The sequence below is a fragment of the Mesorhizobium sp. L103C131B0 genome, assembly GCF_000502275.1.
In the GTDB taxonomy this organism is placed as follows: domain Bacteria; phylum Pseudomonadota; class Alphaproteobacteria; order Rhizobiales; family Rhizobiaceae; genus Mesorhizobium.
Window position 1 is genome coordinate 420,486 of the sequence record NZ_AYXC01000003.1, and the last position, 19,795, is coordinate 440,280.

Genomic DNA, 19,795 nt, shown 5'->3' on the forward strand with positions numbered 1-19,795 from the left:
GTCACAGCCTCTTTTCGACCAGCACTTCGACTCGGCGGTTCAAGGCCCGCCCTTCGCGTGTGCCGTCGTCGGCCACCGGATCGGTGGCGGCCCGGCCTTCGGAGCGCACGCGCTCCTTAGGCACGCCGTTCTGAACCAGGATATCGGCAATTTCCGCGGCGCGGGCTTCCGACAGCCGCTGGTTGGTGGACAGTGGGTTGGTCTTTTGCAAGGGAACGCCGTCGGTGTGGCCGACCACCGTGATATCGCCGATCAGCTCCTGGTTCTCGAGGATCACCTTGGCGACCGAGGCGATGAGCGGATCGAAGCCGTCTGTCAGCTGTGCTCGCGACGACTGGAAGAGTTCGGGATTGGAGGCCTGGATGACCAGCCGCGCCAGCGACACGCTCTCCGTGCCGCTCAGCGCCCTCTTGAGCTCATCCGGCGCCGCCGCCTGGAATTCCGGCAGCAGCGCGAAATCCACGGCCACCGGCGGCGGCGCGTCGACCTTCGGCGAAGCGCGGGTGACATCCGTACGCGTCGGCGGCGGCAAGGCGCGAACCAGCGCCGAGAGCTCGACCGCCTGGCTGCTCAGGCTCATCGACAGCCCGATATGAATGGCCGTGGCGATCACCGCCGCTGCCGCAACCATCACCCAGATCGGCACGATGAAGCGCTGCGGCTCGTCGGAGGCGATCACGCCCTTCCAGTTGGGCGAAAGCGGTGCGCCTTCGGCGTCGCTATCGCGCAGGAAACGCGCCGCGGCCACACGCACGGCATTGAGCGAGCGGTCGCCGGAGCGGCCCGGAACGCGATATTTGCCGCGGAAGCCGAGCGCCATGCAATGATATTGCAACTCCAGCATTTCGCGGTCGCGATTGGGATGGCGTTCAAACTCTTCGAGCCGGGCGAAGAACTGCGCGCCGGCATCGACGTCGCCGCGCAGCATCACCACCAGCGGCTGGCGTGGCCACGCGCTGGCTCCGCCCCACGGCGTATTCAGCGCCAGATCATCGAGCAACGCAGCCACCAGCCACGCGGCCTGGTCGGCGCGCTCGAGCGAGGAGCCCTGCGCCATGGTGGCGTCGCGGCAGCGCACAAGTTCGTCGAGCAGCCTGGTGCGCAGGGCTTCCGGGTTCTCCGGCGGCTGCGCGTTTTCGAGTTCGGGTGCAAATTCCAGCAGCGGCGAGAACGCGTTGACGAGCACGTTCGGATGCGCGCGCGCGGAGCGTTTCGCGGTCACCCCTGACGCCGGCAGCGGCATGGCGCGCGGCGTTGGCGCTCCGCTCAGCCGAATGCGCGTCCGCTCCCGATCCTCGGACAGTCCGAATGGATCGTCCCTGCTCATCATCTCACCTGTTGACCGAGTAGCAGTCGACCTGCGGTTCGCTGGGCAGCACGCCCGAAACGCCGATCACGAAACCGGGCGCTTCGAGCAGCGAGGCCCAGTGCTCGCTTTTCTGGTCGAGTTCGAGGCACAGCCGGTCGCCGTCATAGGGAATTTCGCGCGGTTGCGAATGCAGGGGCTTCAGCGGAATGCCGGGCAGGCGTGATTTCCACAGCCCTTCGAATTCGCTGGCCGAGCCGACGGTCGCCTGGTTGACGAAAATCTTGCGCAAGGCATCCTCCGACAGTTCGGAGCCGATCCGCACCACGATGCGGCTCGCCACCAGAAGTTTCGGGTTGTCGATGCGGATCTTCCACACATTGGTGGCATGGCGCATGACCGGCAGGGCGCGCGATTTCGGCTCGATGTAGCGCAGGCTGAGGATCAGCGAACGCAGCGCATCGGCCAGCGCCGAATAGGCGGGTCCGGGCGCCATGTGGTCGTAGACAGGCAGTTCGCCGAGCCGCCTTGCGCTCGAGCCATAGGTCGCCATCGAGCCGGCTAAGCCAGCCAGCTCCATATAGACCTCGGCTGGATGGAAGACATCCTGCGCCAGCATGTGCGCCAGCCGCGGCCGCGCGGCGTTGACCAGGTTCAGGATCAGAAGGTCTTCGACGCTGCGCCCGGGGCCGCCCAGCACCATCTTGCCATGCGCCTCGGCGATCTGGTCGAGGCCGGTGACCACTTCCTGCAGCAGCCGGCTGTACCAGGACGCCGCGCCGATGACCAAGGTCGGCGGCAGGAAGGTGTCGTCCAGGGCCACGCCGCCATCGGCGCGCACGCCCTTGAGTTCGGCCACCGGCAGCGCGGTGTAGCCGCCGACGGCGGTGCCCGGCGCCAGCAACAGCGCCTGCGGCCGTGCGATCTCGATTTCCTCTGGATCGGAGCCGCCATGCACGGCGTCGCGCACCGACACGATCCGGCCGCGATAGCGCGCGCCGGACGGCTCGGCGTGAGCGGGGTCGAAGCCGACGCCGCCGGGCGGTTCGAGCGGCAGTGCGATCAGCACTGGCCCCGCGCCCATCTCCGGCGTCACCGCCAGCGGCCGCGGCGCATCCATCGTCTCAGGGATCGCGAACGGCGTCCCGTCGGGAAAGATGCCGCGCGCCGAGAGCACCGAGATCTGGCCGGCATCGAGCTGTGCCTGATCGAGCATCAGCGTTCGAAAGCCGAACGTATGCAGATGCCCGGCCTGCAAGGCGCCGCGCACCGTCGCTTCGAAGAAGCGGTCCTGTTGCTGGAAATGCTGGGTGCGGAGGAACAGTCCCTCCGACCACAGCACCCTGTTTGCATCGCTCATGCCGGCACTCTCTGCTTCCTGCTCATCATGTTGCGCGGCTTGCGGACTTTTGCCGCCAATGCATGTCGCTCAAAAGTGGTCACGGTTTTGAGAGAACGACATGCATAAAAATAAAGATCTAAAGCGCGTCGCCTGAATCTGTTCAAACGCGACGCGCTTTAGGCGGAAATCCCGCCGCTGCCGAGCTTCACATTGACCGTGAACTTCGATCCCGGCGAAACCGATTTGGTCGTGCGCCAGTTGCGTCCGCCGGGTTCCCTGATCAGCGCGACGAAGCCGAGTGCTGCCACTTCCGGTTCGACCGTGATGGTCTTCGATGCGGTCTTGCCGGGTCCGACGGAAACCGTGTCGGAGCCGATGAGATCGCCGCCAAGTGCCGCGCCGGCACCGCCCTGCAGGGCGAAATAATCGGCCGAATTGAAGGCGCCGGTGCTTTTCAGCCGCAAGATCATCACCGTCACCGGCCTGTCGCCGCCGCCCGGTCCCGGGTTCATGCCGGCGCCGCCGGCAAGATTCACTGTGATGACGGATGGTTTGGGCGGGCCGCTCTGGCAAGCCGTCAGCAGTCCCGTCGCCCCGATGGCAAGGATAAATTCGCGTCTGTCGATCATGTCTCAGTCCTCCTCATATGCATCACGAAAATCAGCGCCGATCTCGCCCAGAAAGCGCGTCTCGGCGCTGTGAGCGATTTCACGGTGGCGTTTCTGGTACAATTCCCAGAGCTTGGCGCCGCGCCCGCCGGTCAGCAGATTGCCGATCGCCGAGCTCGACTTCAGTTCCTGCTCGATCGCCGCCGGATCAAAGCGGTCGATCATGCGCTTGAGCGCGCCTTGCACGCCGCGCCAGGCGCGAACGTGATGCTGCGCCAGATCGCGCACCGCGTCCTTGATCGCCGCTTCGGCGCCGAGGAAACCGGGGCTGCGCTCGGCCAGAATGGTTACCAGCGCATCGTCGACCGAGGGCAGGAATTTGAGCGGGTTGACCTCGGACGCGCCAACCACCGTTTGAGCGACGCGAGCGTTGCCCTTCTCTTCGGCGCGCTTGCGCAAAAGCTGCATCAGCCCTTCCATCATCAGCCGGTACTCGCGGCCGAATTTTTCCATGTCGGCCACCGGATCGCCGCCGGGAAAATCGGACTCGTCCATGCCCATGCCGCGCAGGAAAGCGGCGCGCAATTCCGCGTCCGCCTGTCCGGTCGACGGTCGCGCAGCAGCTTGCCGGACAGGAGCACGTGGTGGCGGTGGAGGCGGGGTTGGCGGTGGCCGCTGTGGCGATGCCTCGGCCGCGCGGACCGGCAGATCCCAGGGCGCCGGGGCAGGCGAGGGCGCATCCACTGCGCCGCCATCCGTCGCGCCTGCGTCGAGACTGGTGGACTCGGCCGGGCCAAAACCAAACCCGTCATCGTAGGCCGGCGGCTGCTCGGAACTGGATCTGCTCGGCTCTCTCGACAGCGGTGCGGAATCGAGGCCGAAGGGATCGTCGAACAGCGGCTTGCCAACACCCTTGTCGGGGGCGGTCTCGGCCACCGGCGTTGCCACAGGGTCGAGGCTGAACGGATCGTCGAACGCCTGCGAGCTGCGTTCATCGGACCGCGCACGCGCGAATGCGCCGGGCACCGGCTTTTCGAATGGATCGGGCAGGTTGGCAGGGCGTGGCCGTCCCGGCTCTTCTTCCGTGGTGGACGAAAAGAAATCGTCGCCGCCGAGGCTGACCGGCGCCCGCGACGCCGCCGGCTTACTGGCAGGCGCTGAAGGCCTGGAGGCCGGCGCCTCGGTCTTCGCCGTCTGCAAATCGACCCACACCACATAGTCGCCCAGTCGCAGTCGCATGCCGCTTTGCAGGCGCGCGGTATTTCCCGCGCCGAGCGGGCTGGCGGCATCGTCGATGAACAACCCACTGCTGGAGGTATCGGTGACGAAATAGCCGCCCTGCTTGCTGGTGATCTTGCAGTGGGCGCGCGAGACGAACATGTCGGGATCGTTGATCTGCCAGTCGGCGTCGGCGCTGCGGCCGATTACCAGCTCGCCCTCGTCCAGCCGCGCCTGCCGCGTGACTTGCGCGCGTGGTCCCTGTTCGAGAGTCAGAAGCAGGCTCATGCCGCCACCTCTTCCCGCCAGCCGACGATGGTCCGCAACCGCATGTCGTCGGCGTCCCCCTTTTCGACCGGTCGCGCCAGCCAGGTGGTGCGGGCAAGCTGGACGGTGCCGAGCTTCGCCGGCGGCACTGCCTTTGCCGCAAGCACGATCCTGAGATCGACATCGATGGTCTCGCCGATCAGGTCGCGCACCGCCTGCTTCAACAGCTTCAGCCGCTCACCGCCCGGCAGGAAGGCCTTGTAATCGATATAGCTGAGCGCGCCGATGCGCAGCTCGATGCGGCTCTGCCGGCTGAAGCTGCGCGGGCCGATGGTGGCGCTGCGGCCGAGCGTGGCATAGCTGCCGGCAAGCCGCGTCTGCAGCGCCTTGGGGATGGTCATCCAGGCCGCGACGAACTCCTTCAGCACCACCGGCACTTTGAAGGCTTCGGCCAGGAACAGCCTCAGTCGCTCGGGGCCGTCGACTTGGGCAGCGAGCGAGGCGGCCTGGCGAAGCTTTACCGCATCGAGTACGGCGTCCTGCGTGCCCGGCAGCCCAATGCCGGCCATGGCTTCCAGCATCGAACGGACTCGGCCGCCGACACCGCGTTCGACCTGCACTGCCGGATGCGCATCCGCCCAGGCGCGATAATAAAGCGCGATCATCCGGTGCTGCAGGATGTTGACGAAATCGACGAAGGTCGTGTCGCTCGTCTGCCGCGCCTCGGCGCCCGCATACCAGCGCTGCGACAGCCGATCGAGCACCCAGCGCGTCAGATGCAGCGGCATCGGCCCTTCAGGCCCGAGCAGGCCGAGATTGTTGACCGTCACCCGCGCCGGCGACTTGTCCGTCGGTTCGCGGAAATCCACCACGTCCTGCACTGCGAAGGACAGCCGCACATTCTGGCCGAGCCTTGCCGGCTCGCGGTCCGGCCGGCCGGAATGGCCGAACAGGCCGCCTTGCCGCTCCAGCCGGCGCAGCAGTTCGAAAAAGTCGAAACTCTCGGACAGGGTTGCGGCTCGCTCTAGATCAGGTAGCGATTGCCGGGCGTCATCGGCCATGGCACATCCTCCTGTTTCTGGAGCAACCGCGTGCGCGTGCGCACGAACCCGTTAATGCCGGCATGGCGGGCAAACAGCCGCGACAGCAGGCCCGACAGCAGCAGAGTGCTCTGTCCCGCCAGCACCGACTGGTCGACATGCAGCGTCACCTCCGTGCCGCGCCCAAAACACATTGGTCCTTCGATCGCCAGCCTTTCGATCACCGCGCGCGAATCGATGCGCACGATCGAGCGTACATTGCGGGCAAGCCCGGGATCGCCGCGTTCGGCATAGAGATCGAGCAGCGCATGCAGCGGATCGACGCCGCGGCCTTCCTTGGCCAGGCTGAGGAAGTTCAGCGCCAGCTGCGACACCAGCCGCCAGGCCAGATCGTCGGCGCGCGACTCGCTGTCGGCGCCGGTCGGCAGCGCTGCCGGGATGGCCGGCTGCGGCGAACGCAGCGCGCCGAGCAGCCTGACCGATTCCACCGGGTCGCCCGCTTCCAGCGTCAGCGTTGGCGTGTCGTCGAGGATGGCAAGATCGCGGTTTGTGCACAGTGCCACGACGTCGACGCGCTTGAGCGGCCGGTTGGCCTGACTGTGGACCGGGCGCGAGATCGCCAGGAAGACGTCGTCGCCGGCATAGGAGGTCCGCGTCACGCCCTGGCGCCGCTCGTCCTCGGTCGGCCGGCGCGGCCGCCGCTCCGTCGAATAGACCCAGCCGCTGCCGCGATTTTGCCCAAGGCTGAAGAGTTCCGGTATCTCCGCGTCGGGTCCCTCGGCATCGGCGTCTTCGACGCGGATGACGCGGTAGATTTCAAAGTCGCGCGCCCGCGTGCGGTCGGCATGCAGCACCTGGCGTGTCTTGCGCTGGTCGAGCTCGACGATGTTGCACTCGCGCTCGAAGAGATTGATGATCGGGGTGGCGAAGAGATCGAAATCCGCCGGCGTCAGATCGGCGAGTTCGGGCACCGGACGCCGGAACAGGAAGATGATTTCGAGCCCGGCCTGGCATTTGCGCACGACCGGCAGCAAGCCGGTGACGCGCCCATAATGGAAGCGCTCGGGCATCATGAAATATTCGCGCAGCAGGCGGTAGCCTTCGAAGGTCGGCCGCGTGCGCGGCATCAGCGCCTCGGCATCGGCAATGCCGACCATCTCCGGCGGCGGTAGCGGCGACAATGGATTGGTCTTGCCTTCCGGTCGAGCGCCGACACCAGAGCAGACTCCGAAGATGGCGTCGAAGATTAGCGGCGCCTTGGTGCGGTTGGCGAAATAGAAGTCGAGCCGGTCGAGCGCCAGTTCGTCGAGCTTGCCTTTGCCGGTCCGCGCCAGCGTGATGCGAAGTGCCGCTTCGCCGGCCTTGCCGGCGATCGGGCCGATGCCGGCGGCGGCAAGCGCGCTGCGGTCCTGGAAATAGCCGACCGAACTGATCGCGATCGGAAACAGCGTCATGTCCTGCGCGGTGGTGAAGGTGCAGCGTGTCGACAGGCCGGCCTGCAGGCTGGAGACCAGCCGCGTGCCGCGCTTGACGACGTGGCCGGCAAGCATTGTCTGCACCTGCTGGCCGGGCTTCAGCACCACCATGGCGGTTGCCGGCACCGGCGTGACGAGATCGGGATAAAGCACGTCGAGGATGCTGCGCGCAAACCGCGAGCGCTCGGCATCCACCTTCAGGCGCGTGCGCGCGGCGAGGAAGGCGACGCCGTCGAGCAGCCGCTCGACATAGGGGTCGGGACACGGCACCGTATCCAGCGACAAATTGCGGGCAACCGCCGGATGCATGTCGGCGAACTCCGCCGCCAGCCCGCGTATGTGGGACAGTTCCTCCTCGTAATATTCTACGAAGACCCGGTCCATCTCTCAGGCTTCCCTGAACTCGGTGCGCGCCAGTCCGTTGTCGAGATTGATCGTCGTGCGCAGGCGCATGCGCTCGGGCGTCGGCGTCATGATCAGCACGGCGTCGATCTCGATCTTCAGGCCGGTCTTGTCGCCGAGGTTGACCGTGACTTTCGTCGCGCTCTCCTTCAGCCGCGGCTCGAATGCGGCGAGCACGGCGCGGATCTCGCGTGCCAGAACATCGCGATCGAAGTCGCGCGACGACCGGCCGGAGAAGGACGGCACGCCATAATTGACAACGCTGCGGCGCACCTCCGGAAAGTCGGCCAGCGATGTCGGACTGTCGGTCATCTGCTCGGCCTCGAGATCGGATAGCAGCGGCGCGGATTCGAAACGCTCGGTGTTGAACAGCGCCTCGATGTCGCGCCGCACGGCCTCGCGCAGCACATCGGGCGACACCACGATGCCTCGGCTTTCAAGCTCGCCACGGTGCCGGTTCTGAAACGCCAGCCGGTGCAGCCGGCGCTTCTGATCGGGGTTCAATGCGTCATCGGCGTCGATGCGCCTCGGTCCGTCTGCCAGCAGCTCGTCCAGGCGCTCTGCGCCAAGCTCCTCCTGCAGAGCCTGCCTGAGCCCGTCTATCTCCGAGCTCAGGCCCGGCAGGTCGTTGACGAGGCGGTCCCACAGCGAAGGCTGTACCGCCTCGCGCTTGGCCCGTGAACCGCCCGCCTGTACCTTGTCGGCGGCAGGGCGCTTTGCTCGCCCCTCACTTGCCGACATAGACATCCATTTCGGCTTCGTCATTGTCGTCATAGACGAACTTGATCTTCTTGTAGGCGAAGGAGACTTCCTCCTGGATCAGGTCGGCTTCATCATCGGCCTGCGACATGTCGTATTCCATGATCGAGGCGTCGGTCAGGGTAACGACCAGATAGTCCTTGCTCTCGCCGTCGATGGTCCGCCGAGCGGAGAATTTGACCTCGTCCAGCGCCTTGTTTTCGAACAGGGCCTTGGCCAGATAGGGTGAGGCCTTGTCGTAGTGCTTGGTGAACTTGATCATGCCCATCGACACGCGGCCTCGGCGCGAGAGGGAATTGGGGTCGTAGGGCGCGACCATCTTGTAATCGACGCCATGGATTTCGATCTCGTCGTCATGGCCGTCGCGCGTGCTGGGCCCCTTGATATCCGGAACTTTCAGAAAACCGTCGATCTTCATTGTGGGCATTTTCGTTCTCCACGCTTTCAAACAAAGGTTTGGTTGCTGCAATCAGGTCTTCACGGACGGCAATTCCGACACCAGCCTGAGCGAGGCATTGATGCCCTCCAGCTGGTAGTGCGGGCGCAGATAGAAGCGGGCGTTGTAGTAGCCCGGCCGGCCCTCCACGCTGTCGACCTGCACCTCGGCGGCGGCAAGCGGACGCTTGGCGCGCGCCTTGTCGTCGGCGAAGGCCGGGTTGGCCAGCACGTACCGGTTGATCCATTCGGTCAACCAGATCTGCATGTCGGTGCGTTCCTTGAACGATCCGACCTTGTCGCGCGCAATCGCCTTGAGGTAGTGCGCAAAGCGCGAGACCGGGAACAGATAGGGCAGGTTGGCGGAGAGCCGCTCGTTGGACTGGGCGTCGGGGTCGACCAGGCGGCCCGCCCGCGTCTCATCGTCCTGCAGCGAATGGGCGCCGATGAAGGCCGCGAGATCGGTGTTCTTGCGGTGCAGGATCGGCATCAGCCCGAGCTTGGCCAGTTCCGCCTCGCGCCGGTCGTCGATGGCGACTTCCGTCGGGCATTTCATCGCGATCGAGCCGTCATCGGTCGGGAAGGAGTGCACCGGCAGGTTAAGCACAGTGCCGCCATTTTCGACGCCGCGGATCTGGGTGCCCCAGCCATAGAGCTTGTGGCTGCGGTTGATGTTGACGCCCATCGGGAAGGCAGCGTTCATCCAGACATATTTGTTGTGATCGCCCTGCACTTCCTCCTCGAAGGAGAAGCCCTTGACCGGGACTGTCTCCGAGCCGTAGGGCAGCCGCGCCAGCACGCGCGGCATGGTCAGCCCGATATAGCGCGCATCCTCGCTCTCGCGCAGCGATTGCCACGAGGCGTAGGCCGGGTTGGAGACGATCTGCTGCAGGTCCTGCGGGTTGGGCAGTTCCTGCCAGCTGTCCATGCGGAACAGCCGTGGCGAGGCGGCGGCGATGAATGGCGTGTGCGCCGAGGCGCAGATGCCGGAGATGTTGCGCAACAGGCCGACGTCGCGCGGGTGGTTGGAGAACTCGTAGGCGCCGATGACGCAGCCGATCGGTTCGCCGCCGAGCATCGAATACTCGTCGGTGTAGACCTTCTTGAAGATCGGGCTCTGGTCCCACATCTGGCCTTCATAGTCTTCGAGCGTATCGGCCAGCTGCTCCTTGGAAATGTTCATCACCCGGATCTTCAGCTTCTGATCCGTCTCGGTGTTGTTGATGAGGTACCAGAGGCCGCGCCAGGTGCCTTCCATCTGCCGCACTTCCGGCGCGTGCAGGATTTCGTTGACCTGGGTCGTCAGCATCTTGTCGATGCCGGCGATCAACGACTTGATCGACTTGATCGAGTTGGACGAAATCGTCGTCGTCTCGGAGCGCGACTGCGCCGCCAGAGCCAGGTTGCGAACCAGCTGCTGCAGCTTCTCGCTGTCGTCCTTCTTGACCTTGAAGTCCTTCTCCAAGAGCTGGCTGAATTCGCCGAGATCGACGGCCTCGGCCTCGGCGACGGATGCTGCGGTCTTTTGCTGTTCGGCCATGATCTATTCCTCACCCTTGTCGTCGGACAGCGCCTGGGCGGCGATCTGGCCAAGCAGCGGCTGGTTGTTCAGCAATTGGGCGATGCGCTTTTCGGCATCGACGCGGCCGTCCATGAAGCCGAGCAGCTCCTCGAGCTGGCGCCGCATCTTGAGGATTTCGGCCAGTTGCGGGACCTGTTCGGCGATCTTGTCGGGGGCGAAATCGCCCATCTTGGTGAAGGTCAGGTCGAGCGCCAGTTCTTCGTCGCGCTCCTGTCCCTCGGCCTGCGGCAGCGTGTTCTTCACCCGCGCCTTGACCCTGGGTCCCAGCGCTTCCATGAATTTGGGGAAGCGGTTGGCATCGGTCTCGACAAAGGAACGGTCGAGCACCGTCTTGGACGCTTCCCTGGTCTGCGATGCGCCCGACAGGTCGGCCATCACGCCCATGACGAACGGCAGTTCGATCGTCGTCGGGCTGCCGTAGGTTTCGACATCGTAGGCGATCTGCACGCGCGGGGCGCGATTTCGCTCGATGACCTTCGCTTTGCTTTCGGCTGGCATGTGTTGCTACCTTTCATCCTTCTGGGCAGTCTTCTTGGCGTCGGGAACGCCGGCGAGCAGCCGGAATTCCTTGAGCCCCGACGGGGCGAGGTCTTCCATCAGTTCAACGAAATCCATGTGCACCATCCTGCGCACCCGGCGGGCGAGATGCGGGATCGGGCTCGACGGCTCGGTGCGGTCGTAGAACGCGACCACAAGGTCGAGGCACTTCACCACATCGTCGCGCGAGGAAATCCTGTCCGGGAGCCCCGCACCGGTCTCCGCGTAGCTTGCCATCGTCTCGGCTCCATGACCGTTTCTGACCGGCGCGGCCGGGCTTGCCGGGGGAGCAGCCGGGCTGGCCGCCCCCTTCGTCGCTGCCTCTTCCGTGGTCTCGACCGCCGTATTGCGTTCCAGCGTCGTCAGCACGCGCTGCAAAAATCGTTTCAGGTCCGGGACGGCGGCCCCGTTGCTGTCAAGGCGGGCATTCAGCGCCGCATCGACCGCGTCGAGCGCCTCGATCGCTGCGTGCGCCCCGGCGATGAGCGCCGTCATCTGTTCACCGGCCTGGTCCTGATGGGCGGCACAACCGCTGCCCACCCGGTTCAGGAGCTGTCCGTGCGCGCTGACCAGTGCTGCCTTCTCCGTGGCATTCAATCCCGACGCCGCTTCCTGAAGCATGACGCGATCGTCGAGCGCACCCTGTTCGAGATCGCGTCCGCTGATCGGCCCGATGGGACGCGGCGCGAAGAAGACCATCTGCCTGAGGTTCGCCAGCAGGCCTTCCTGGCCGTTCTGCAGGTCGGCCAGCGCGTTGAGGCGGCGCAAGGCGGCCTCGCGTGGTTGGGGGCTGGCCCGCAGCGCCGGGTGCATCGTCTCCCAATGCGTCTCGAAGGTCCTTGCAATCAGGGTCAGGCCCTGTGCCAGTCCGGCCAATCCCTCTTCATTGGCCAGCGCCCGGGCGACAATGACGAGCAGGCGCAGGTCGCGGCCATGCGAACGCAACTCCTCGGCCTTGCCGAGCACGGCAGGCCAGTCGACCGGAATGGTCGATTGCGCGGCTGGCTTGTTGCGCCCGTCATGGACGACCTTGACCTGCGGCTCCGTGAGCCGCTCCAGCTCATGAAAAGCCGGATCGTTGCGCAAGTCTTCGCCTGACGGATTTTCACCGTCCAGCGGAGCAAGCCAGAGTGCGAGATCGATCACAGATACCCCCGGCGACCGGCTCTAAAACCGTACGTGACCCAACGTTAGCACACGGTTGCATATTCCCACAATTCGCCATCCGCTCAAAAGTTAACGAGCGCTAATGAATGTCGGTGCAACTGCGTCTCGGATGGCGCAATTCATGGCGTGCTTGGCCAACCTCGTATGTGAAGCGCATCGCATAGGATTAGAAAAAATCGTGGTTGTCTGCATTTGGCGGCGCGGGACTCTCCACAAAGGGAAAAGGCCGGCTGCATCAAGCGCTTTGTCAAGCGGCTGCTTATGTGGCAGGCTGTCGACGGGCAGATTGCAGGAGCACGTTCGATGGAACAGCGCCGGTCGTCGCAGGGGTTCAAACGCAAGGAACTGGTTGGCAAGCTCAATCCGGTCTGCCTGCGCGCCTTCAAGGCCGCCGCCGACAGCGCCAAGCTGCGCGGCAATCCTTACGTCGAACTCGTCCATTTCATAGAACAACTGGTGCTGTCCGAGCGTTCGGATGTGCAGATGATCATTGCCGATGCCGGCGTCGATGCCAGCCGGCTTACCAGCGAAATGACCCGCGCCGTCGACAAGCTGCCCTACGGCGCCACCTCGATCGAGGAATTTTCCGACCACATCTTTCACGCCATCCAGGAGGCCTGGAACCTGGCGACGCTGGAATTCGGCATGGAGGAGGTCCGCAGCGCCCATGTCGTGCTCGCCTGCCTGAAGACGCCGGTGCTGGAAGGCCTGGTGGCGAAGATCAGCGGCGAATTCGACAAGATCGACGCCGACGGGGTCATCGCCCGCTTTGCCGAGGTGGTGGACGGTTCGCTCGAAGCCGGCGCCACGGCAGCAGTGGCTCCCACCGCGGAGGCGCCGCGGCGAGCTCCGGGCGGGGACTCCGCGCTGGCCAAATACGCCACAGACCTCACCCAGCGCGCCCATGACGGCAAGATCGACCCGGTCGTCGGCCGAGACCCGGAGATCCGGCAGATCATCGATATCCTGATGCGGCGCCGGCAGAACAACCCGATCCTGACCGGCGAGGCCGGTGTCGGCAAGACCGCGGTGGTCGAGGGGTTTGCCCTGCGCATCGCCCAGGGCGACGTGCCGCCGCCCCTGCAGGGCATCAGCGTGCGTATGCTCGACGTTGGCCTGATGCAGGCCGGCGCCAGCGTCAAGGGCGAGTTCGAGAAGCGCCTGAAGGCGGTGATCGACGAAGTTCAGTCATCCGAGACGCCGGTCATCCTGTTCATCGACGAGGCGCACACGCTGATCGGCGCCGGTGGTGCCGCCGGAACCGGCGATGCCGCCAATCTCTTGAAGCCGGCGCTGGCGCGCGGCGAATTGCGCACCATCGCCGCAACCACCTGGGCCGAGTACAAGCAGCACATCGAAAAGGACCCGGCGCTGACCCGCCGTTTCCAGGTGGTCAAGATCGATGAGCCGTCGGAAGCGGTCGCTGTGCTCATGCTGCGCGGTGTAGCCGGCGTGCTCGAACAGCATCACGAAGTGCAGATCCTGGACGAGGCGATCGAGGCGGCGGTCGGCCTGTCGCATCGTTACATCCCGGCGCGGCAATTGCCCGACAAGGCGGTCAGCCTGCTCGACACCGCTTGCGCCAGGGTGGCGATCTCGCAGCATGCGACGCCGGCCGAGGTCGAGGACATTTTGCGGCGCCGCCAGGCGCTCGAGGTCGAAAGCGGCATCATCGGCCGCGAGGCAGCGATCGGCATCGAAGTAACTGACCGGCAGGCGCGGGTCGAGGCCGGGCTCACTGAGACGGGGACCATGCTCGCCGCCGCCGAGGAGCGCTGGGAGCGCGAAAAGGCGCTGGTTGCCGAGATCCTCGAACTGCGCGCGCGGCTGCGCGGCGACGGCGTCCCGCTCGATGCGGTGGCGACAGCTGAGGCCGATGCCGAACCGGCAGCGCCGGACGAAGAAAAGACCAAGGTGCCCAAGGCCGAGACGCCCAAGGCCGAAGCGTCCGAGACCGAAGCGCCGGCTGCCGAGGCTGCGCCGTCAGATCCTGTCGCCGATCTGGCGCGGCTGCGTGAACTCATGGCCGAGCTTGCCACCGCGCAAGGCGAGACGCCGCTGATCCTGCCATCGGTCGACCGCAATGCGGTCGCTGCCGTGGTCCAGGACTGGACCGGCATCCCGACGGGACGGATGCTGTCCAGCCAGACCGAAAAGGCGCTCAAGCTCGCCGACACTTTGTCCGAACGAGTCGTCGGCCAGGATCACGCCATGGAGATGATCGCCAAGCGCGTGCAGACCAGCCGCGCCGGGCTCGGAGCGCCGGAAAAGCCGGTCGGCGTGTTCCTGCTCTGCGGCCCCTCCGGTGTGGGCAAGACCGAGACGGCCCTGGCGCTGGCCGAGACGCTCTATGGCGGCGAGCAGAACCTGATCTCGATCAACATGTCCGAATTCCAGGAGGCGCACACCGTCTCGACGCTCAAGGGCGCACCGCCCGGCTATGTCGGCTACGGCAAGGGTGGCATTCTCACCGAGGCCGTGCGCCGAAAACCCTATTCGGTGATCCTGCTCGACGAGGTCGAGAAGGCGCATCCCGACGTCCACGAGATCTTTTTCCAGGTCTTCGACAAGGGCATGATGGATGACAGCGAGGGAAGGCGCATCGACTTCAAGAACACGCTGATCCTGCTGACGTCCAATGTCGGGTCCGAAGTCATCATGGAGCGGACCGGCAACGGCACGGTGAGGGCAGGGCTCGACGGCCTCGATGCTGCCCTGCGCGCTCCACTGCTGAAGGTGTTTCCAGCGGCCTTCCTCGGCCGCGTCGTGACCATCCCTTACTATCCGCTTTCGGATTCGATGATCGAGGCCATCACCCGCCATCAGTTCGGCAAGATCGCGCGGCGGCTGCGCGCCAGCCACGACGCCGAACTGGTGATCGGCGACGGCGTCATGGCGCTGGTCAAGGCGCGCTGCACCGAAATCGAGTCCGGTGGCCGCATGATCGACGCCATCCTCACCAACACGCTGTTGCCGGAACTCAGCCGCGGCGTGCTGAACCGGTCGCTCGACGGCGAGAAGATGACCAAGGTGACCGTCAGCGCTTCCACTGACGGGTTTGCCTATTCGTTCGAATAGTCAGGCCTGACTGCTCGGCTCCGTCTCGGCGCGGATCAGCTTGATGTCGGCGCCGGCTGCCCAGGCGCCGATATCCTCGCGCCGCAACGCCGCCGCCATCATGTCGGGAAACAGGTCCGGCGTGCAGGCGAAGACCGGTATGCCAAGTGCCGCGACCGAAGCCGACATCGCCGGATCATAGCCCGGCCGGCCCTGATCGGTCAGCGCCAGCAGCACGATGACATTGACGCCGGACCGGACCAGCGCCGCAAGCCGCCGCAGCAAGTCCTGGCCGTTGCCGCCCTCATAGAGGTCGGTGATCAGCACGAAGTGGGATTTGGTCGGCCGCTCGATGCGGTCGGCGCAATAGGCGACCGCCTGGTTGATGTCGGTGCCGCCGCCGAGCTGCACGCCAAACAGCACCTCGACCGGGTCGCTGAGCTCTTCGGTCAGGTCGACGATGGCCGTGTCGAAACAGACCAGCTTGGTGCGCACGACCGGCAGCGACGCCATCACCGCGGCGAAAATCGAGGCGTAGATCACCGAACTCGCCATCGAGCCGGACTGGTCGACGCACAGCACCACTTCGTCGAGATCGACTAGCCGGCGTTGCTTGCGCATGAAGCCGACCAGTTTTTCCGGCACGACGGTTTTGTGCTCAGGCTGGTAGTGGCGAAGATTGGCCGAGATGGTGCGCGGCCAGTCGATGTCGCGTTGGCGCGGCCGGTTGGTGCGTCGCGACTTGTCGAGCGCGCCACGGATCGCCTCGGCGGTCTTCTGCTCCAGCCGCTGCATCAGCTTGGCGACGATGTCGGCGATGATGGTGCGGGCAATGTCCTTGGTCTTGGCCGGCATCACCGAACGCAGCGAGATCAGGTCGGCGACGAGGTTGACGTCGGCCTCGATCGCCTTGAGGAATTCCGGCTCCATCAGCATCTGCTTCAGGTTCAGCCGCTCGAAGGCATCCTTCTGGACGATCTGGACCACCTGGGCGGGAAAGAAGGAGCGGATATCGCCCATCCATTGCGCCACGCGTGGCGCCGAGCGGCCGAGCCCGCCGCGCCGCTTGCGCGGGTCGGCATCGGCATTGGCGCCGTCGCCGTAAAGCGCATCGAGCGCCGAAGACAGTTTTTTGTCATCACTGGAAAGGGCGGAGGAAGCCTCGTCATCGGCGCCGATCGCCAGCCGCCAGCGGCGCTCGCGCCCGCTATCGGAGGATGCTGGGCCGGGTTCGGGCACTTCGGCTTCGTCATCCATTGTCACACTCCGCCCGCCAGCAATGGCCCAAGCTGCTCCAGGTGACGGCGCCAGCCTTCGCCGCCATCCGGCGCCGGGGTCAGGCCGGCCGGCAACCTTGCGGTGCGGCCGAGCACGGCCTCGATCAACCGCTGCCGCTCCATCGAGTCCAGATTGGAGAAGACGCGGCGCAGCAATGGCAGATGCGCGATGAAAGCGTCCTCGTCGAGCGATTTCAGCCACCCATCGACGGCGCCGCGCAGGCCCTCGTCGTAGATCAGCCGCTGGCCGGCAGTGCTGAAGAAACCTTCGAAGAACCCCGCTGCCTGGGCGACCGGCGTCCCCGGCGACAGCCTGCGTCCGAGCAGCCCGGCGGCGTCCTCTGCCGACAGTTGGCCGGCTTCATAGAGCAGATGCGCGGCGCAGCCGGCGAGCAGCGCCGTCGAGCCCGGACCTTCCAGCACGCCGGTCAGGCCGTTGCGCCATGCATCGAGCACGCCTTCGCCGGGCTCGACCAGCCGGATGGCCGTGTCGGCCTTGCGCACAGCACCGACCAGCGTGGTGGCGGCCTGCTCGTCCAGGTCGCGCACCGCATAGGGCAGCGCGATCGCGCCTTCGACGATCAACCGTTCCAACAAACCGGACAGCCGGTTGGTTTCGGTCTTGCGCGCCTCGCCGTAACGGATGATGTCGGCAAGCGGCGGCACCGAGGCCAGCATCTCTAGGCATTCGCTGCTGTGCGCTGCGCGCGCCTCCAACGCTACAAGGCCGGCGCTCGCGGCCTCCGACAGATCCGCCGTAATGGCGCTCTGGACAAGGGCGGCAAGCGTGTCGAGGCTCGCGGCCGCACCGAGCATCTGGATCAGGCGGCCATTGGCGGCCTTTTCGATAGTCGGGCCGTAGATCAGGTTCTCGACCAGGCGCACGGCATATTCCGGCTCCCAGGCCAGCGTCCATTTTTCGCGAAAGGTGCCGCGGCTGCGGCCGGCGTCGGCCAGCCTGCCCCATTGCACGCCAAGCACGTCCAGCCGGTGCAGCAATGTCGAACGAAACAGTCCGCTTTCGCTGCGCAGATCGACCGACAGCTCGCGTTCCAGCGCCTCCGGCTTCAGCCGCGCCGCCTTCTGGTTGCGCTGCAGGTCCTCGATCAGCGGCGCCAGCGGCGTGTCGGGCGGAATCTCGCCGACATCCGCGCCCAAAAGCAGCTCGGCCTCGACCAGCGCCCACAGCACCGCTTCGCCGTTGAACAGCGCCGCGATCGCGGCATCGCGCAATTCCTCGAAGCCGGGCTTCGGCCGCTCGCGAATGGCAGCCAGTGTGCGCGCAAGCCGCTCGGCCTCGATCAGCGACGCGGTCGACACCAGATGGCCCTTCGCCCGCAGCACCGCCGCGATCGTCGCCAGCCACAGCGTCGCGGCGTCGCGCCGCCCTCGTGTGCGCCACAGATGCTTGCACCAGCCGGGCGCGACGACGCCAGCGCCATAACCATAGCCCAGCGCAAGACGCGGCCCGGTCCATGGCGCCCATGTCATGATGCTTTTGCGCCGGGCAATTCCCTTGATCAGCGCCTGGTCGTTCTTCTGCGTGTGCGCGGCCTGCAGGGCCGGCACATGCCATGCGCCGCAGACGACGGCGATCGGTCCGGCGAATTCCTTGCGCGCGGCGGCGATTTCCAATCGCATATGCGCTTCACGCTTGGCCTCGAACGGCGCGATCGCACCTTCGCCGTCGCGCAGCGTCGTCATCGCATCAGTGATGGCAGCGAAGATTGGACCCGGCTGCGGATTCTGCTCGATAATGTCGGCCCACCAGCTTTCGCCATCTTCATAGCCGGCGGCCGCAGCCAGCGTGCCGATCGGGTCGCGATGCGATGCGGGCTCGCCATCCTCACCGGTTTCGTCCTTGGGTTCGGGCTTGTCGGCGTCAGCCGTTTTGTCGGTGTCGTCGGTTGCCGGTGCCGCGAACCGTGCCGATGACGGCAGGTCGATGAACCGCAATGCCGCCTTGTTCTCCACCGCCCACACCGCCGCCTGGTATTCCGGCGAGAACTCGGCGAACGGCCAGAAACTTGTCGCGGCCGGGTCGTCCTCGGGGTAGCAGAGCAGCGCCACCGGCGGCTGCATCTGCGGGCGCGCCAGCAATGGCAGCAGGGCGGACGCGTCGCTCGGCCCTTCGATCAGCACCGCGACCGGCTGCAAGTCCCGCAGCGCCTGCACCAGGCTGTCGGCGGAGCCCGGCCCGTGATGGCGGATGCCGAAATAGGCGACGTCGCTCATGACCTCAGATCGCTGCGTTCAGCGCCGCGTAATAGCCGGCATAGTCCGGCCGCTTCTTGAGCACCGTTTCGAGATATTCCTCCAGCACCACCTTGTCCTGCACCGGGTCCTTGACGATGGCGCCGACAAGGCTGGCGGCGAGGCCTTCGGCGCCGAGCTTGCCGCTGTCGAACCACGCCGCCTGGCTGAGGCCGCCGACCATGGTGGCGATCGCCTCGGCGGTCGAGAGCGAACCCGAAGGCGTCTTCAGCGTCACCTTGCCGTCGGCGGTTGCGCCCGAGCGCAGCTCGCGGAAAATGGTCAACACGCGAGCGATCTCCTCGCCGACATTTTTCGGCACCGGCAGGTCGAGCCCGCCGGCCATCTCGTCGACCCGCTTGGAGACGATCGCCACCTCTTCCGCCATGTCCTCGGGCAGCGGCAGCACCACCACATTGAAGCGGCGTTTCAGCGCCGAGGACAGCTCGTTGACGCCCTTGTCGCGGTTGTTTGCGGTGGCGATGATGTTGAAGCCGCGCTGGGCATACAGCGACGTGTTGAGTTCCGGGATCGGCATCATCTTTTCCGACAGCACGGTGATCAGCGTATCCTGTACATCGGAGCCCATGCGCGTCAACTCTTCCAGGCGGCATAGCTTGCCGCTCTCCATGGCGCGGTAGAGCGGCGTCGGCACCAGCGCCTCCTGGCTCGGCCCTTTGGCCAAAAGCTGCGCATAGTTCCAGCCGTAGCGGACCTGGTTCTCGTCGGTGCCGGCCGTGCACTGCACGATTAGCGTCGAGTTGCCCATGATGGCGGCGGCGAGATGTTCCGACACCCAGGACTTGGCGGTGCCGGGAACGCCGAGCAACAGCAGCGCGCGGTCGGTAGCGAGTGTCGCCACCGCGGTTTCCATCAGCCGGCGGCGGCCAACATATTTCGGCGATATCACGGTGCCGTCGCTTGCCTTGCCGCCGAGCAGATAGGTCAGCACGGCCTTTGGCGAGAGGCTCCATCCCGCAGGTTTTTGCTTGTCGTCATTGCGCGCCAGCGCCTGCAGTTCAGCGGCATAGGCCTGCTCGACGGGGAGGCGGATGGCTGCGTTCATGGTG

Annotated in this window: 15 protein-coding genes; 1 reads left to right on the forward strand and 14 read right to left on the reverse strand. The window is 65.8% G+C overall.

Annotation, left to right across the window (positions count from 1 at the left end; translation table 11 throughout):
- Position 1: 1 nt before the first annotated feature.
- The 11 genes from icmH to tssA form a co-directional block, all read right to left on the reverse strand.
- On the reverse strand, positions 2-1,327 hold the full coding sequence (gene icmH / locus X730_RS155615; RefSeq protein ID WP_023825971.1) for a type IVB secretion system protein IcmH/DotU: 1,326 nt from the start codon (positions 1,325-1,327) through the stop codon (positions 2-4).
- A gap of 4 nt (positions 1,328-1,331) precedes the next feature.
- Positions 1,332-2,666 (reverse strand): type VI secretion system baseplate subunit TssK, encoded by a 1,335-nt coding sequence (gene tssK / locus X730_RS155610; RefSeq protein ID WP_023825972.1) that lies wholly within the window; start codon positions 2,664-2,666, stop codon positions 1,332-1,334.
- A 158-nt stretch (positions 2,667-2,824) separates the two neighbouring features.
- Positions 2,825-3,277, reverse strand: a complete 453-nt coding sequence (gene tssJ / locus X730_RS155605; RefSeq protein WP_023673710.1) for a type VI secretion system lipoprotein TssJ — start codon at positions 3,275-3,277, stop codon at positions 2,825-2,827.
- A 3-nt stretch (positions 3,278-3,280) separates the two neighbouring features.
- Complete coding sequence (gene tagH, locus X730_RS155600; RefSeq protein WP_023825973.1) at positions 3,281-4,762, reverse strand: type VI secretion system-associated FHA domain protein TagH; 1,482 nt, start codon at positions 4,760-4,762, stop codon at positions 3,281-3,283.
- Positions 4,759-5,802, reverse strand: a complete 1,044-nt coding sequence (gene tssG, locus X730_RS155595) for a type VI secretion system baseplate subunit TssG (protein ID WP_023825974.1) — start codon at positions 5,800-5,802, stop codon at positions 4,759-4,761. The genes tagH and tssG overlap by 4 nt, the downstream gene beginning before the upstream one ends.
- Positions 5,766-7,640 (reverse strand): type VI secretion system baseplate subunit TssF, encoded by a 1,875-nt coding sequence (tssF, locus tag X730_RS155590; protein ID WP_023825975.1) that lies wholly within the window; start codon positions 7,638-7,640, stop codon positions 5,766-5,768. Before tssF ends, tssG begins: the two co-directional genes overlap by 37 nt.
- Before the next feature lie 3 nt (positions 7,641-7,643).
- Positions 7,644-8,399, reverse strand: coding sequence for a type VI secretion system baseplate subunit TssE (tssE, locus tag X730_RS155585; protein ID WP_023673715.1), 756 nt, complete (start codon positions 8,397-8,399; stop codon positions 7,644-7,646).
- Positions 8,386-8,835, reverse strand: a complete 450-nt coding sequence (locus X730_RS155580) for an Hcp family type VI secretion system effector (protein ID WP_023673716.1) — start codon at positions 8,833-8,835, stop codon at positions 8,386-8,388. Before X730_RS155580 ends, tssE begins: the two co-directional genes overlap by 14 nt.
- A gap of 51 nt (positions 8,836-8,886) precedes the next feature.
- Positions 8,887-10,392 carry a type VI secretion system contractile sheath large subunit gene (gene tssC / locus X730_RS155575; RefSeq protein ID WP_023682611.1) on the reverse strand — a complete coding sequence of 502 codons (1,506 nt, stop codon included), beginning with the start codon at positions 10,390-10,392 and terminating at the stop codon, positions 8,887-8,889.
- A gap of 3 nt (positions 10,393-10,395) precedes the next feature.
- Positions 10,396-10,932, reverse strand: coding sequence for a type VI secretion system contractile sheath small subunit (gene tssB / locus X730_RS155570; protein WP_023673718.1), 537 nt, complete (start codon positions 10,930-10,932; stop codon positions 10,396-10,398).
- Between the two features lie 6 nt (positions 10,933-10,938).
- A complete protein-coding gene (gene tssA / locus X730_RS155565; RefSeq protein WP_023687034.1) occupies positions 10,939-12,117 on the reverse strand; it encodes a type VI secretion system protein TssA in 1,179 nt (392 codons plus the stop codon).
- A 324-nt stretch (positions 12,118-12,441) separates the two neighbouring features.
- On the opposite strand from tssA, the gene tssH reads away from it, so the two are divergent.
- The gene (gene tssH / locus X730_RS155560; protein ID WP_023709956.1) at positions 12,442-15,216 is read left to right on the forward strand and encodes a type VI secretion system ATPase TssH; all 2,775 of its coding nucleotides are present in this window, start codon (positions 12,442-12,444) and stop codon (positions 15,214-15,216) included.
- Here the strand turns inward: tssH and X730_RS155555 are convergent, their stop codons facing one another.
- From X730_RS155555 to X730_RS155545, 3 genes are read right to left on the reverse strand one after another with little or no spacing between them, the layout of a single operon-like run.
- Positions 15,217-16,452 (reverse strand): VWA domain-containing protein, encoded by a 1,236-nt coding sequence (locus X730_RS155555; RefSeq protein WP_023687036.1) that lies wholly within the window; start codon positions 16,450-16,452, stop codon positions 15,217-15,219.
- Between the two features lie 2 nt (positions 16,453-16,454).
- Positions 16,455-18,707 (reverse strand): DUF5682 family protein, encoded by a 2,253-nt coding sequence (locus tag X730_RS155550; protein WP_023825976.1) that lies wholly within the window; start codon positions 18,705-18,707, stop codon positions 16,455-16,457.
- A gap of 4 nt (positions 18,708-18,711) precedes the next feature.
- Positions 18,712-19,791: an AAA family ATPase gene (locus X730_RS155545; protein WP_023673899.1), complete on the reverse strand. Its 1,080-nt coding sequence runs from the start codon at positions 19,789-19,791 to the stop codon at positions 18,712-18,714.
- Positions 19,792-19,795 lie beyond the last annotated feature (4 nt).